General features: G+C 69.3%; 14 protein-coding genes and 1 tRNA gene. 3 read left to right on the top strand and 12 right to left on the bottom strand.

All coding sequences use genetic code 11. From position 1 onward, the window contains the following. Positions 1–9: 9 nt before the first annotated feature. The 6 genes from FS769_RS06385 to FS769_RS06360 are packed head-to-tail and all read right to left on the bottom strand — an operon-like array spanning position 10 to position 7,219. Positions 10–1,800, bottom strand: a complete 1,791-nt coding sequence (locus FS769_RS06385) for a serine/threonine-protein kinase (protein WP_144830891.1) — start codon at positions 1,798–1,800, stop codon at positions 10–12. Next, the gene (locus tag FS769_RS06380) at positions 1,797–3,251 is read right to left on the bottom strand and encodes a penicillin-binding protein 2 (RefSeq protein ID WP_144830888.1); all 1,455 of its coding nucleotides are present in this window, start codon (positions 3,249–3,251) and stop codon (positions 1,797–1,799) included. The genes FS769_RS06385 and FS769_RS06380 overlap by 4 nt, the downstream gene beginning before the upstream one ends. Before the next feature lie 49 nt (positions 3,252–3,300). Beyond that, positions 3,301–4,704 (bottom strand): FtsW/RodA/SpoVE family cell cycle protein, encoded by a 1,404-nt coding sequence (locus tag FS769_RS06375; RefSeq protein ID WP_144830886.1) that lies wholly within the window; start codon positions 4,702–4,704, stop codon positions 3,301–3,303. Beyond that, entirely contained in the window at positions 4,701–5,939 is a 1,239-nt protein-coding gene (locus tag FS769_RS06370; RefSeq protein WP_144830883.1) for a PP2C family serine/threonine-protein phosphatase, read from the bottom strand. Before FS769_RS06370 ends, FS769_RS06375 begins: the two co-directional genes overlap by 4 nt. Before the next feature lie 9 nt (positions 5,940–5,948). Beyond that, complete coding sequence (locus FS769_RS06365) at positions 5,949–6,485, bottom strand: FHA domain-containing protein (protein WP_144830879.1); 537 nt, start codon at positions 6,483–6,485, stop codon at positions 5,949–5,951. Further along, entirely contained in the window at positions 6,482–7,219 is a 738-nt protein-coding gene (locus tag FS769_RS06360; protein ID WP_144830875.1) for a DUF3662 and FHA domain-containing protein, read from the bottom strand. Before FS769_RS06360 ends, FS769_RS06365 begins: the two co-directional genes overlap by 4 nt. A gap of 152 nt (positions 7,220–7,371) precedes the next feature. Between FS769_RS06360 and FS769_RS06355 the strand changes: the two genes are divergently transcribed. Then, a tRNA-Leu gene (locus tag FS769_RS06355) sits at positions 7,372–7,455 on the top strand. 250 nt (positions 7,456–7,705) lie between these two features. Here FS769_RS06355 and FS769_RS06350 read toward each other — a convergent pair. From FS769_RS06350 to FS769_RS06340, 3 genes are all read right to left on the bottom strand, one after another. Then, a complete protein-coding gene (locus tag FS769_RS06350; protein ID WP_144830872.1) occupies positions 7,706–8,239 on the bottom strand; it encodes a hypothetical protein in 534 nt (177 codons plus the stop codon). Between the two features lie 127 nt (positions 8,240–8,366). After that, positions 8,367–9,815, bottom strand: a complete 1,449-nt coding sequence (locus tag FS769_RS06345; protein ID WP_260979721.1) for a glycoside hydrolase family 43 protein — start codon at positions 9,813–9,815, stop codon at positions 8,367–8,369. Between the two features lie 57 nt (positions 9,816–9,872). Beyond that, the gene (locus tag FS769_RS06340; protein ID WP_144830866.1) at positions 9,873–10,382 is read right to left on the bottom strand and encodes a DUF6611 family protein; all 510 of its coding nucleotides are present in this window, start codon (positions 10,380–10,382) and stop codon (positions 9,873–9,875) included. 182 nt (positions 10,383–10,564) lie between these two features. Between FS769_RS06340 and FS769_RS06335 the strand changes: the two genes are divergently transcribed. Continuing rightward, positions 10,565–11,074, top strand: a complete 510-nt coding sequence (locus FS769_RS06335) for a hypothetical protein (RefSeq protein WP_144830863.1) — start codon at positions 10,565–10,567, stop codon at positions 11,072–11,074. Between the two features lie 31 nt (positions 11,075–11,105). On the opposite strand, the gene FS769_RS06330 is transcribed toward FS769_RS06335, so the two are convergent. Next, positions 11,106–11,984, bottom strand: coding sequence for an SMP-30/gluconolactonase/LRE family protein (locus tag FS769_RS06330; protein ID WP_144830860.1), 879 nt, complete (start codon positions 11,982–11,984; stop codon positions 11,106–11,108). Positions 11,985–12,276: 292 nt separating this feature from the next. Here FS769_RS06330 and FS769_RS06325 point away from each other — a divergent pair, with 292 nt between their 5' ends. After that, positions 12,277–12,543 carry a GlsB/YeaQ/YmgE family stress response membrane protein gene (locus FS769_RS06325; protein ID WP_136586355.1) on the top strand — a complete coding sequence of 89 codons (267 nt, stop codon included), beginning with the start codon at positions 12,277–12,279 and terminating at the stop codon, positions 12,541–12,543. A 244-nt stretch (positions 12,544–12,787) separates the two neighbouring features. Here the strand turns inward: FS769_RS06325 and FS769_RS06320 are convergent, their stop codons facing one another. Together FS769_RS06320 and FS769_RS06315 are read right to left on the bottom strand one after the other, a co-directional pair. Beyond that, positions 12,788–13,459, bottom strand: coding sequence for a response regulator transcription factor (locus tag FS769_RS06320; protein ID WP_260979707.1), 672 nt, complete (start codon positions 13,457–13,459; stop codon positions 12,788–12,790). Then, complete coding sequence (locus FS769_RS06315) at positions 13,456–14,772, bottom strand: sensor histidine kinase (protein ID WP_144830854.1); 1,317 nt, start codon at positions 14,770–14,772, stop codon at positions 13,456–13,458. The genes FS769_RS06320 and FS769_RS06315 overlap by 4 nt, the downstream gene beginning before the upstream one ends. Position 14,773: the final 1 nt, after the last annotated feature.

Below are 14,773 nucleotides of genomic sequence, written 5' to 3'. Positions count from 1 at the left end.
GAGGGTGAGTCAGTTCTTCTTGCCGGGGGTGGCGCTCGCTCCCGCGCCGTTGCCTGTCGTGCTCGGGCTCGGCGTGTTGCCACCGGTGATGGTGGCGGACGCCTCGCCCGAGGGGCCGGCGGTGCGGTCGGTGCCCGAGCAGCTGACCGTGTACGTGATGCGGAGCGAGTCACCCACGGCGTTGCTCACCTTGAGCTGCGCGTTGCGCGAATCGGGCGGGAACGACGACGACGACTGACCGTTGTTGTCGAACGTGCCGTTGGTGGCGGTCAGGTTGTACGACACCACGTTGCCGGTACCGGAGGGGCAGGTGTACTGACCCCACGACACGCGCACGTCGCTGCCCGCGGCCACGGAGGTGCCGGGGAGCGTCGGAGCGGCCGGCTCGGTGAGGGGCGTCTCTTCGCCGAACACGCGGAGCACGATGATCGTGCCCTCGGGCACGCTGCCGGTCGGGTTCACCGAGTCGACGATGCCCACCTGATCGGGAGTGGAGGCGGGGTTTCCCGTCTCGCACTGCGCGCCCAGCTTGTTGTCGCTGAGGATCTGGCTCGCCTCGTCGCAGGTCTTTCCCGGCAGGTCGAGAGCGTTCACGTTGATGAGCGACGAGGTCGCGGTCGGCGAGGACGACGGGGTCGGCGCGCTCGGAGTCGGCGCGGACTGCGTGGGCGCGGACTCGGTGGGCGCGGCATCCGGCTCGTTCTGGTTCGACAGCAGGCCGAACAGCGTCACTCCGAGGATCAGGGCCAGCAGTGCGATGAGGGCGACCAGAGGCCACGTCCAGCGACTGCGCTTCTTCTTCTCGGGGACCGGCGTCTCTTCGACGTGCTCTTCGGTCAGAAGCGACGTCGCGGCACCCGCGGCCGGCATGAGCCGCGTGGTCGCGGAGGTCTGTCCGGCGGGCGTCAGCAGCTGCGTCATCTCGTCGGCGATCGCCGCACCGGCGGCGACGGCGGGCACGGCGGCCGCAGCTGCCGTGAGGTCGCCGCGGCGCAGGGCGGTGGCCGCACGCGAGACCGCCGCCGAGGAGGCGGGACGCTCTTCGGGCTTTTTGGCGATCATCGCCATGACGAGGTTCTGCACCGGCTGCGCCACGGTGGGCGGCAGGGGGGCGGGCTGCTCGTTGATCTGCGCCATGGCGATCGCCACCTGCGACTCGCCCGTGAAGGGGCGCTTGCCCGCCAGGGACTCGTACGCGACGATGCCCAGCGAGTAGGTGTCGGTCGCGGGCGACGCCGGGTGACCCGACGCCTGCTCGGGCGAAAGGTACTGCACCGTTCCCATGACCTGACCGGTCGCGGTCAGCGGAACCTGGTCGGCGATGCGGGCGATGCCGAAGTCGGTGATCTTCACGCGCCCGTCGGGCGTGATCAGCAGGTTGCCGGGCTTGATGTCGCGGTGCACGAGACCCGCGGCGTGCGCGGCCTGCAGTGCCGCCGCGGTCTGCGCGACGATGTCGAGGGTCTTGTCGGTCGACAGCGAGCCCTCGCGCTCGAGGATCGTCGACAGCGCCTCACCGGGCACCAGCTCCATGACGAGGAAGGCACTGCCGTCTTCTTCGCCGTAGTCGAACACGCTGGCGATGCCCTCGTGATTCACGAGCGCGGCGTGGCGGGCCTCGGCGCGGAAGCGCTCGAGGAAGCCCGGGTCGCCCATGTACTCGTCTTTGAGGATCTTGATGGCGACGGTTCGTCCGATGACGTGATCCGTCGCCTCCCAGACCTCGCCCATACCGCCGATCGCTATGCGCGATTCGAGCTCGTAGCGTCCTCCGAAGGTCACACCCTGCGTCGGTCTCATTTACCCAGCACCGCCTCCATGACCTTCTTCGCTATCGGGGCGGCGATCTCGTTGCCGCTCCCGCTCTGCCCTCGGCCACCACCGTTTTCGACCACCACGGCGACGGCGACCTGAGGGTCGTCCGCCGGTGCGAAACCGGTGAACCAGAGCGTGTAGGGACGGGAGTCGTTCTCCGCAGTGCCGGTCTTACCCGCCACCTGAACCCCGTCTATTCTTGCATTCGATGCCGCGCCGTCCTGGACGTTCGCCGTCATCATCGAAACCATCTGCGCGTTGACGCCGGGCTCGAGCGCCCGACCGAACTCGCTGTCGGAGCCCTGGTCGCTCACCGACAGGTCGGTGTTGATCACACGATCGATCATGCGCGGGTTCATCACGACGCCGTCGTTCGCGATGCCCGCCGACACCATCGCCATCTGCAGGGGCGTGGCGCGCACGTCGCCCTGTCCGAAGCCGCTCAGGGCGGTCTGCGGGGCGTTGGGGTTCGAGGGGTACGTCGAGGCCGTGGACTCCAGCGGCATCGAGAAGGTCGAGTTGAAGCCGTACTTCTCGGCCTCGGCGCGGATCGCGTCGGCGCCGAGCTCCACGGCGAGTTCGGCCATCGGAATGTTGCAGCTCAACCGCAGGGCCGTGGCGATGGTGACCGTGTCGCCCTCGCCGCACGCGCCGCCACCGGCGTTGCTGACCACGTTCGTGGAGTCGGGGAGCGTGTACGCCGCCACGTTGGGGAACGCCGAGTCGGGCGTGTACTTTCCGGATGCCAAGGCAGCCGACGCCACGACGAGCTTGAAGGTCGATCCCGGAGGGTTGAGGTCGCCCGCGATCGCGCGGTTGTCGAGCGGCTTCGACGGGTCGGCCACGAGCTGGTCGTACGCCGCGTTCACGGCATCCGTGTCATGCGAGGCCAGAGTGTTCGTGTCGAAGCTGGGCTTGGAGACCATCGCGAGGATGCGCCCGGTCGACGGCTCGATCGCGACGACGGCTCCCTGCAGATCGCCCATGGCGTCCCACGCGGCCTTCTGCACGGTGGCGTCGACCGAGACCTCGACATTGGAGCCGCGGGGCGCCTTGCCGGTGATCGCGCGATCGATGCGCGAGAAGAACTGGTTCGAGTCCTGCCCGCTCAGCACGCTGTTCTCGGCCTGCTCGAGACCGGTGCGGGCATCGAGCACCGGGTTCACGTACCCGGTCACGGGGGCCCACATCGCGGCATCCGGATACTCCCGCTGCCAGCTGTAGACGTCGTCCGACGGTACGGAGGAGGCGATGGCGGCGCCGCTGGCGACGATCGACCCGCGCTGCACTTCGTAGGAGTCGTAGAGCGCACGGGTGTTGCCCGAGGTGTTGGTGAGGGCGTTGGCCTGCACCACCTGGATGATGCTCGTCGAGGCGAACAGCGCGAGGAACATCGCCAGCATGACGATGCTGAGGCGTCGGAGTTCTCTCGTCACGGTGCCTCCTCCGGGATCGGGGCGTGGGCGGGGATGGACGAAGGGGTCATCAGCCGATCACCACCCGGGGACGGGAGCGCACCGCGTCGGAGATGCGCAGCAGGAACGCGACGATGATCCAGTTCGCGATGAGCGACGAGCCACCGGCCGCCAGGAAGGGCGTGGTCAGACCGGTGAGCGGGATCACCCGCGTGACACCGCCGACCATGATGAACACCTGCAGCGCGATCGTGAACGAGAAGCCGGTCGCGAGGAGCTTGCCGAAGTCGTCCTGACCGGCGAGGCCGATCCGGATGCCGCGGCTGGCGAACACCATGTAGAGCGCGAGGATCGCGAACAGGCCCACCAGACCCAGCTCCTCGCCGAGGCTGGGAATGATGTAGTCGCTCTGCGCGAGGGGAGTGATCGACGGGCGCCCCTGGCCGAGGCCGGTGCCGAAGAGACCGCCGTGCGCGAGGCCGAAGATGCCCTGCACGAGCTGGTAGCTGCCGCCCTCGCGGTTGACGACGTCGGGGTCGAAGGCGTTGAGCCAGTTGGCGAAGCGACCGTTGACGTAGGGCAGCACCTGCGAGGCGAGGAACGCCCCGCTCGCGACGAGCACCAGACCGATGAGCACCCAGCTGGTCTTGCCGGTGGCGACGTAGAGCATCGCGACGAACATGCCGAAGATCAGCAGGCCGGTGCCGAGGTCGCGCTGCAGCACGATGATGCCCAGTGAGACGAGCCAGATGACGAGCACCGGACCGAGCTCGCGGGCACGGGGCCACGTCATGAAGAGGAAGCGCGTGCCCGTGGAGGTGAGGCTCTCGCGCGTGCGCACCAGGTAGCCGGCGAAGAAGATCGCGAGGCAGATCTTTGCCAGCTCGCCCGGCTGGAACGACACGAAGCCGAGCGAGACCCACACGTCGGCGTTCTGATCGGTGCCCAGGCCCGGGACGAAGGGCAGGAGCAGCAGCAGGATGCCGGCGAGGCCGAACAGGTAGGTGTAGCGGAACAGCACGCGGTAGTTGCTCACGAAGATGAGCACCACCAGCGCCAGCACCATCGCGATCGCCGCCCACGCGATCTGGCGGTGGCCGGTGGCGTCCCAGCCGGAGGCGCCGTCGGCGAGGTCGATGCGATAGATCATCGCGATGCCGAGGCCCGTGAGCACGGTCGCGATGGGCAGCACGAAGGGGTCGGCGTCGCGGGCGCGCAGGCGCAGCGCCACGTGCGTGATCAGGGCGAGCACCGCGGGGATCGCCGCGAGAGTGAGGAACCCGGGGTCGACGGTGCCGTTCACGCCGAGTTGCACGAGGGTGACGGCTCCGCCGTACACGGCGATGGCGAACAGCAGCAGGCCGAGCTCGCGGTTGCGCTGCTTGGCGGGGGTGCGGATCTTCTTCAGGGCCCGCATCACGGCGGTGTCGGTGGACACGGCATCCGGGGTCCGGGTCAGCTTCTGGTCGGTCATCCGCTTCCCTCCTCTGCGGGGCGCAGGCGATCGACGATGAGCTCGGCGTCGGAGAGCGATCGGGCCGAGATCGTGGCCTCGACGGTCTCGCGGTCGAACTCAGAGAGGTCGGCGAGCACGATGTTGGTGTCTTCGTAGACGGTCGACAGCGAGATCGGTCCGATGGACTGCTGGATGCCGCGGTAGATCACGACCGAGTTGTCGTCGGCGCCGACGTAGTACCGCGTCTGCGTCCAGTTGTATCCCGCCCACAGGCCCAGGCCGATCGCGGCGAGCACCACGAGCAGGGCGGCGAGCCAGCCGAGGCGACGACGACGTGCGCGACGACGGTCTTCTTCGATGAGCTCCTCGAGGAACTCGGCGGCGGGCTCGAAGTGCGTGGGCTCGTTGGCGACCTGGCGCGCGTGGTGCAGCCAGTTCGAGCGGCCCGGACGTGCGGCGGGCACCACCACACCGCTGGGGTTCGAGGCCGAGCCGACGATGGTCGGCGTGCCGATGAACACGGGGTGCTGTCCGCCCACGTCGACCAGCACGACCGTGACGTTGTCGGGGGCGCCGCCGTCGAGCGCCTGCTTGAGCAGGGCGTCGGCGGTGCGCGCCGGGGGCATGCCGAGCGCGAGCGTCTTGGCGGTGTGCGTGTCGTCGACGACGCCCGAGAGGCCGTCGGAGCACAGCAGCCAGCGGTCGCCGTCCTGCGTCGGCATGATGAAGCTGTCGACCTCGGGGTCGGGATCCATGTCGCCGAGCACGCGCATGAGCACCGAGCGCCGCGGGTGGTACCGCGCCTCTTCGGGGGTGATGCGACCGGAGTCGACCAGGCGCTGCACGAAGGTGTGGTCGGCCGTGATCTGGGTGAGGGTGTCGTCGCGGTAGAGGTAGATGCGCGAGTCGCCGATGTGGCCGATCACCGCGTAGTCGTCGACCATGACGAGAGCGCTGACGGTCGTGCCCATGCCCGCGAGCTCGGGACGGCGGGCGACGGTGTCGATCAGCTCCGCAGCGGTGTCGGCGAGGGCGTCGCGGATGGCGTGCTCGGCTTCGGACGGCGTGCGGAACGGCTGGTCGAGCTCGGTGAGTCGACCGATGGCGATGCTCGACGCGACGTCACCGCCCGCGTGGCCGCCCATGCCGTCGGCGACCACGAAGAGATTGGACCCGGCGTAACCGGAATCCTGGTTGTTGGAGCGCACCTTTCCCGTGTGGGAGATGGCGGCGCTCGAGCCCTGGAAGACCATGGGGGAGGGTTACTTCCTCAACTCGAACGTCGTCGCGCCGACCTTGATGGGCGCTCCCACCTTCACCTGCACGGGTGAGGCGACGCGCACGCCGTCGTGGGACGTGCCGTTCGTGGAGTCGAGGTCTTGCAACATCCACTGGTCTCCCCACAGCACGAGACGGGCGTGGTGGCTGGAGGTGTAGTCGTCGCGGATGACCAGGCCCGACTCGCTCGAGCGACCGATCGTGAGCGGCTCGGTGCCCAGCGGCAGCTCGAGGCCGGCCTTGGGGCCGCTCGTGATGACGATGCGCGACACCGCCGAGGTGGTGGCCAGGCCGCCGACCGGCGCCGGGGCGGGAGCCGCCGGGCGCTTGACCTGCGTGGTGACCGCGTCGGGCGCCGCCGTGGGAGCGGGGGCTGCGGGGGCGGATGCCACGGGCTCGGGGAGCTTGCGCACCTTGACCCCGAACAGGTCGGCGCGCAACGAATAGACCACGCCGAACACGAAGAACCACAGCAGGACGAGGAAGCCGCCCTGCAGAAGAAGAAGAGTCAACGGACTCATGACAGGGGTCCTCGTTCCCGGACGTCGAAGATGCGCGTGGCGTCGGAGGCCGACGCGCGTCGCGGCGGCTGCGCCTGAGCGACCACACGGAACACGATATTGGTACGGCCGATCGAGATCGTGGAATCGGGGGGCAGGGCCGCCTCCGACACCTTGCGGCCGTTGAGAGTGGTGCCGTTGGTCGAGCCGAGGTCGCGGACCATGGCCCGCTCGCCGTCCCAGAGGATTTCGACGTGCTTGCGGCTGGTGCCGGCGTCGGGGATCGTGATGTCGGCGTCGCTTCCGCGGCCGATCACCGTGCGGGCGCCGGTGAGCGGATGCCGCTTGCCGTCGATGTCGACGACGCCGCGCCACGCGACCTGGCCCTCGGTGGTCTGCGAGTCGACCCGCAGCGTTCCGGTGGACAGGCTGGAGTCGCGCTCGATCGTGATGGCGACCGGGCCGGCGAACGAGTACCCCTGGGTGCGCGCGTGCTTCTTCACCAGGGTGTCGAGCTCGTGCACGAGGGTCGAACCGAGGGCGCTCATCTTCTCGTCATCGGCGGGCGACAGGCGCACCGAGAACGTGTTGGGCGCGAGGATGCGATCACGCGTGACGACCACAGCCTTCTTGTCGAGCTCGCTGCGCAGAGCGGATGCGATCTCCACCGGCTGGATGCCGCTGCGGAAGGTCTTCGCGAAGGCACCGTTGACGGCGCGTTCGAGACCCTTCTCGAAACTGTCGAGTAGCCCCACGAGACTCCTTCAGGCAGGCAGACCAGTAGGCACATCGTAGTCAGCACGGCTGGGCAGGTCATGGAAGCGGTCATCGGGGCCCGCGATTCGTGACGGAGTCGGGGCCGTGATATTCTCGAAAAGTTGAGTTCGCGGCATCCGTGCCGCATCTCGCGCGAGTGGCGGAATAGGTAGACGCGCTGGCTTCAGGTGCCAGTGCCCGCAAGGGCGTGGGGGTTCAAGTCCCCCCTCGCGCACAGAACGAAGAAGGCCCCGGGTTCATCCCGGGGCCTTCTTCGTTTCGTGCGCGAGTGGGAGGGCTATGGACCCGTGAGGGTTGGGTCCCTGGCGCCCGAGAGGCTCCGCGCGCCGCGTAGCGGCGGGTGGAGGGGCACCAGGGAAAGTCCCCCCTCGCGCACAGATGAGAAAAGACCCCCGGGTAGGTCCCGGGGGTCTTTTCTCATTTCTGCGACCGGGACGAGATTGGGGCCACGCGGGAAGGGCCTCTCATCTTTCTGAAACGGGGCCGGTGACGAAGCACCCGCTGGTGGATTCGACACTTAGAACATGCGCGAATGTGTCGACACCGACCGTCACCTTGGTTTCGGGATCCCCGCGCCTAGGCGTGAGGAAGCGATGGGTTCCGTCACCGGGAAGGACTTCGTCCGCATCGTCACCGAAGACGGCCCAGTCGCCGCGTGACGTGAAGGCGTCGTCGATGGCGTCCAGGATCGACTGCTCCGTTCCTGGAGCCACCGGGGTCTCGACGCTCATCCGCCACGTGTCCCAGGTGTTCCACGAGTAATCGACCGACGAGCAGCCGGAGGGCGCAACCTCGATGAAACCAGGTGTCGCGAGAGATGCAGCGCTGAGAACATCGTTCAGATTGGTGAGAGCCGTCGCCTTGGCGTGTTCGGAATCAGCGTCCACTTCGGCCTGGGTGACGTTCGATGGCAAACACCCCGTCAGCGCAACAGCCAAAGCGAGGCACATTGCGACGGCGGCGGGTCCCCGAGACCTCGCGCGGGCTGCTGCAGTCATCGGAGACAGCGAAGCACACGCGCATTCGTCACCGGAAGGCCCGGTGACCGCCGATGTCCCGTAACCGCGTTCAGGATCTGGTGCCGGCACCGACGATGCCGAGGATCGAGCCGGGGTGATGCGCCGCTCAGCCCGCGATGCCCTCGTACGAGAACGACCGCAGCACCGCCGGTCGACCCGTGCCGGGCATGGGCTCGATGCCGACGACCCGGCCCGTGAAGCCGCCGGCGACCTCCGTCGAGACGTATCGACCGTCCATGCGGGCGATCTCGACGAACCCGTCGTCGGTGACGATGCCGAACTGCAGGTCGTCGGCGACGGGCGTACCGCCGTGTGGTCCGGGGGTGGGCAGAGTGGAGCGCAGCGCGAGCGTCGCGGGCCTCGTCGCCGGGAGCGGGATCGCGCCGAGGTCTTGCGTGAAGGGTCCGACGGTGGCGTGGGCGACCGCGTGGCCGTCCCGACACTCGACGGCGACCCAGTGGTCCTCGTCCATGCGCAGGACGAGGCGCGCGTCGCCGGGTTCGACGTCTGCTCGCGCTTCCCACTGCTGATCGCGCACTCGCGTCGCGAGAAGGGAGCGATACCGATCGTCGGACGGTTGATCGATGACGACTCCGCGCGGTGACGCGCTCGTGAAGTCGCCGGGGTGGCGTCCGGGGGCGATCCAGCGCAGGTCCAGACGATCGGCGGAGAAGTCGTCGGTGAACGAGGTCGACACCGGGGCGATGTCGAGGTTCTCGTCGACGACGGGCCAGTCGTCCTCCCACGACACCTTCGCGAGGAAGGTCTCGCGGCCGTTGAGGTGGAAGCCCGGGCCGGGTCCGACGGGTCGCACTCCGAGGTAGACGATGTTCCATCCATCCGCCGTCTCGACGAGGTCGGCGTGGCCGGTGTTCTGCACGGGGTCGGTCGAGCTGCGGTGGCTGAGGATCGGATCGCCCGGATGGAACACGAATGGTCCGGTCGCGGCGCGGGAGCGAGCGACGGTCACCGCGTGCCCCCGCTCCGTTCCGCCTTCGGCGAGGAGCAGGTAGTACCAGTCGCCGCGGCGCAGGAGGTGCGGTCCCTCGGGGTGCGCGAGGCCGCTCCCGGTGGAGAGGAGAGCGGGCTCGGAGAGCAGATCGCCGGTCTCGAGGTCGACCGACGCCTGCATGATCGGCGCGTCGGCACGGCCCGTGGCCCAGGTGACGTAGCAGGTGCCGTCGGCATCCCAGAAGAGGTCGGGGTCGATGCCGATGGCGCCGGGCACGCGAAGCGGTGGACCCCAGGGCCCCTCGGGGGAAGCGGCGGAGGTCAGCAGCTGCCCGTCGCCGACGGTGTTGATGTCGGTCGTGATCACCCAGAATCGGCCGTCGTGGTGGCGGATCGTCGGGGCGAAGATGCCGGCGCTCCCCGCCGACGAGGGAAAGGAGAGGTGGTCGCGGTCGGCGAAGACGTGCCCGATCACGCTCCACGACGCCAGGTCACGGCTGTGGTGGACCGGAACACCCGGGAGGTACTCGAAGGTCGAGGTGATGAGGTAGAAGTCGTCGCCGACGCGGCAGATCGAGGGGTCGGGATGGAAGCCGGGGAGGATCGGCGTGGCGCTGATGACGGTCTCCTTCGACGTCGCGGTTCGATCGGTGGGGGCGACCTACCGAAAAGAGTTCATATGTAAGGTTTTCGTGTCGCGCGCGCTCGCATCAAGTGACGCGTCGTACTCCTCGCACCATACGAGCTTCAGCGTGGCAGAAGAGGCCGTGCCGGCGGCATCCAATCTGCGCGCGGAATTCCGCAGAGCCGACGGCTCGATGAGCCAGGTCGAGGCGTGTTGCAGGCGCCACTGGTCGCGCACGCGGCGGGCGTAGGGGCGGGCGCGCCAGGTCATCCACACCCAGGGCGCGAGCCACACGATCGCACCGATGGCCGTGCTCACCTCGACGGATGCGACGTGATGGGCGGCGACGGCGGCCGCGATGCCGAGGAGGAAGCCGACGTACGGCCAGATGCCCGACAGGTGCCACGCGAGGCGCGAGCGATCATCGCCGTCCGGAGGAAGGATGCGGAGGTGCTCGGCGACCAGTCCGTGGCCGCTGAACCGCCGCTCGTAGGAGCCCCACGGTCCGTTCACGCGCAGCGGGAAGTCCCGATCGTTGAAACGCATGCGCTCATCGTCTGTCGCCGGGATCACGCGCGCGTCGATCCTCGCGAGAGCCATACGCGCGGCCGCCCGGCCCGGTGGATCACAGGGTCTCGCCGTCAGCAGACCGTCAGCGAACCGGGGTCGACCGTAGGGATTCCGTGAGGACGCGAGCGTTCCGTCCCGGGCTCGCGTAGGACAGGAGGATGAGCGCACTGACCCTCATCACCCGTTTCACCTCCGGAGTGCGCGTCGAAGGCGACCGTGGCGGTCTCGCGTGGGACGGAATCGACGCGGGCATCGGGACGGCGCCGTCGACCCTGCTGTACGGGATCGATCTGCGTTCCACTCATCGCGGGCGCCATCTGCGGCACGCGGCGCACGAGCGGCTTGCTCTTCTCGATGAGCGGCTCAGTTCGGGTCCGGACTACCGCCGGGTGCTGGTCGTGGTGTCGGTGGCGTGCGCGCGCGACGCGGAGTACGCACGCCCCCGACTCGAAGCGGCTGCCGAGACGGTGCTGCAGAGTGCGGAGCGCCGGCGAGGGCACTCGATCGCGCTCGCCGTGGTCGTCTGCCCCGTCTCTCTCGACGCCGCGACCGTCCGATCCCACCTGTGCGACGCCGCGACGGGCATTCCGGATGGAGCGTGCGCGGCCCTATGGGACGACGTGCGCGCCGAAGGGTTGCGCCGTGCCCTGGTGCGTCAGCACCTGTGACGAGCCGATTGTCGGGCGGGATGCGCTGTCCTCAGATGGCCGCGCGGGTCGTCGTGCGCACGCGATACAGGCTCGTCGTCGCCGTGATGAAGAGGTCGGTGCCGTCGTCGCCCCCGAAGCAGAGGTTGGCGACGGGTTCGGGGACAGGCAGGAACAGCAGCTCCGCGGCATCCGGATCGAAGACGTGCACTCCGTCGCCCGCAGACGACCAGACCCGGCCCCGTTCGTCGACCGCGATGCCGTCGGGCATGCCGTCATCGATGGTGGCGAAATGTCGGCCGTTCTCGGCCCCCGCTCCGGCATCGACCACGTCGTAGGCGCGGATCCAGTGCCCCGGCCCGTCGTCGAGGCCGATGGCGGTGTCAGTGACGTACACGGTCGATCCGTCGGGTGAGAACGCCAGACCGTTCGGCTGCACGATGTCGGTGATGACGGGGCGGATGCCGTCGGCCGCAGACCACCGGAAGACAAAGCGACCGTCGTACTCGCGCTCGCCGAGGTGGCCCTCGTGCGCCTGACGGATGCCGTAGTCGGGGTCGCTGAACCAGTACGAGCCGTCGGGGGCGATCGCGACGTCGTTGGGGGAGTTGAGCCTCTTGCCCTCCCACTGCGCGACGATCTCTTCGAGAGAGCCATCGGGGAGCTCGCGTTCGAGGCGGCGGCGCCCGTGCGAGCACTGCACGACGGTGCCGTCGGCGTCGAGGACGCGTCCGTTGGTGAACTCGACGCCCTCGCGGTGGACGATCGTGGTGTCACTCGCGGAGTCCCACTCGAGGATGCGGTCACCCGGGATGTCGCTCCACCGAAGGCGGCGGGTGGTCGGGATCCACAGCGGTCCCTCGCTCCAGGTCGCGCCGGTCCACAGTCTGTCGACGCGGCCGTCGTCCTGCACCAGGTCGGCACGGGTCATGGGATCGGTCCCTTCTCTGAGGTGGTGGGGAGCCCGGACGGGCATCGTATCCGGCGGGATTCCGCAGCCGCCGTGGGGAGGTCCGTGGGCGCGGGGTGGGGGAGTCGGCATCCAGTCCCGCCTCCGGAAGAAGAAGCCCGTCGCAGGCCGCGCCGCGCACCCGTGAGGCATGAATCACGGATTGTGGTGAGAGGCAACCCACCCTGCTTACGGTGTATCTGGGAGGAAGCTGAGTACTACGAGAGCTTCGCCTTGAGCGGGCATCGGTTCACACTCGCGAAAGGAACACATCATGGGATTCTTCGGATTTCTTCTCCTCGGCCTCATCGCCGGCGCTATCGCCAAGCTCATCCTCCCCGGTAAGCAGGGCGGCGGCTGGCTCATCACGCTTCTGCTCGGCGTCGTAGGCGCTCTGCTCGGCGGGTTCCTGGGTGGCCTGCTCTTCAACGCCCCGCTGCAGGACTTCTTCTCGATCCAGACGTGGCTCCTCGCGATCGGTGGGTCGATCATCGTCCTGCTCATCTACGGCCTCATCGTGGGACGCCGCACCGCGCGCTGACCAACACGCGAAAGGCCCGGGGCGGTGGACCGTGCCCCGGGCCTTTCCGCGTCCGCGGGGTGTCCCGCGCAGGACGGCGGCCGTGCGGGGCCGCCCCCGATCCCAGCCCCGCACGGACGAGACGGCGAAACGAGCCAGTCGCCGTGGCAGCAGTCTCGTCCGCGTCACGACCCCGGTCATCGGGGGAGTGTGCGGGATCACGGCCGGCCCGCCGACTCGAAGCGGGCGTTTTCGTCCGATCGGACTACTTCTCGCGCCGGATGAGGCCGTTTCGTGCCCCCCAGAGCGCCAACTGCGTGCGGTCGTCGAGATCGAGCTTCCGGAGCGCGGAAGCCGTCTGGCTGCGAACCGTGTTCACCGACACGGTGAGATGCCGGGCGATCTCGTCGTTCGAGGTGAGCCCGCTGCTCAGCAGCGATACGACCCGCAGTTCGGCGGCCGTCAACAGAGCCACCTGCTCGGGCTCGGCCGGCTGTGGCTTGGCCGCGCGCAGCTCACGGATGAGGCGCGGCGCCACCCGGGGTGAGATGGTTGCCGTTCCCGCGGCCGCGCCACGGATGACGGGCAGCAGCTGATCGCTGTCGTGGCCCTTGAGCAGGTAGCCGCTCGCGCCCGCCTCCAGCGCCTCGACGACGAAGGCGTCGGACACCTCGCTCGTCAGGAGCACCACGCGGCAGGTCTCCTTCGCCTCGCTCGTGATGAGGCGCGTGGCCTCGATGCCGCTCATCCCCGGCATGTGCAGATCCATGAGCACGACGTCGGCCCGCTCCGCCCGCGCGAGAACGGCGGCGTCGCGCCCGTTCGAGGCCTCTCCGGCCACGCGGATGCCGGCGGCGTTCTCGAGCCGCAGACGGATGCCGCGACGGACGGTGCGGTTGTCGTCGACGATCAAGACGCGGATGTCGGTGTCGCTCACGGCGTCGGCACCGGGGTCTGAGTGGCGTGCACGCTCAGCGGGGCCTCCATGACGACCGCCCATCCGCCGGAGGCGACGGGGCCCGCGGCGAAGGTGCCGTGCAGCAGGTCGACGCGTTCGGCCATTCCCGCCACACCCCATCCGAGTCCGTCGGGCGTCGCGTCCGCCTCGGAAGCCGGGGCCTCGGCATTGGCCACCACCACTCGGATCGAGGAGTCGGTGACGCGGACCTCGACGGTGACGGCGGCGCCGGCCGCGTGCTTGCAGGCGTTCGTGAGGGCCTCCTGCACCACTCGGTACGCGGTCGTCGACACCATCGCGGGCAGGTCGTCGACCGCTCCGTCGACCTCGCGCGTGACATCCATGCCGCGCGACGCCCAGTACTGCACGAGCTCGTCGAGCGAGCGCAGGTCGAGGGTCGGTTCGGCGCGGGCGTCGTTCTCGGCGCGCAGGTCGCGCAGGGCGGCGTAGAGGCTGGCCGAGGCGAAGCGCCCCTCGGCGCGCATCTCCGCGATGAGGGCCGACGCCTGCTCGGCGTCGAGGACCTCGATGTCGACGGCGGCATCGGCCAGCGACAGCAGCCCCGCGAGGTGCTGGCCGGCGACGTCGTGCAGTTCTTGCGCGATGCGCGCGCGCTCGAGGGTCTTCGCGTGCTCGAGCTCGGTCTCGTGGCGGGCCGCGGCGGCGGAGACCGCGGCGCGGGCGCGATGCAGACCGCGCATGCGTCGAGCCCACCAGACGCCGAGCGCGGCGGCGCCGACCACGGGGGCGGCGAAGGCGAGTCCGGTGCTGAGTACGAAGCTGCCGGTCACCCCGAGGGGAGCACCCGTCGACAGCGACCACAGCGAGAGGACGCCGACCGTCGCGCCGATCGTGACCGCGCTCCAGGCCGTGGCGACCGCCGGACGCCGGCTCGCGGCGAGGAAGAACACCGCCACAGCGACGACGGGGGGAAGCCCTCCGAGCCAGCGCGGAACCTCGAGCCCGACGACGAGTACGAGGTAGCAGGCCGTGGTGCCGACGACCGCGACCAGGGGGAGGCGGGTCGCGAGGAGCAGGAAGCCGCTCTGCACGGCGCAGCCGAGCACGACGAGAGCCGTCACGACGCCGAGGGGGATCGGGTATTCCCACACGACGTCGCCCTGCATCGCCCCCGCGAGCGGATCGGAGATCGACTGCAGCGTGGTGACGACGAAGACGATGAAGGCGAAGACGACCATTGCCCGAGGGCGACTCAGGATGCTGGTGAACCCCGCGGTGTCGGCCGCGGTCTCGACCGCCCCCCGGTCGTGATGGTCATCTGTCGTCCCCACC

It is taken from the genome of Microbacterium sp. BH-3-3-3 (assembly GCF_007679045.1).
GTDB classification, from domain to species: Bacteria; Actinomycetota; Actinomycetes; order Actinomycetales; family Microbacteriaceae; genus Microbacterium; species Microbacterium algihabitans.
This window is presented reverse-complemented; position numbering and strand designations above follow the sequence as displayed.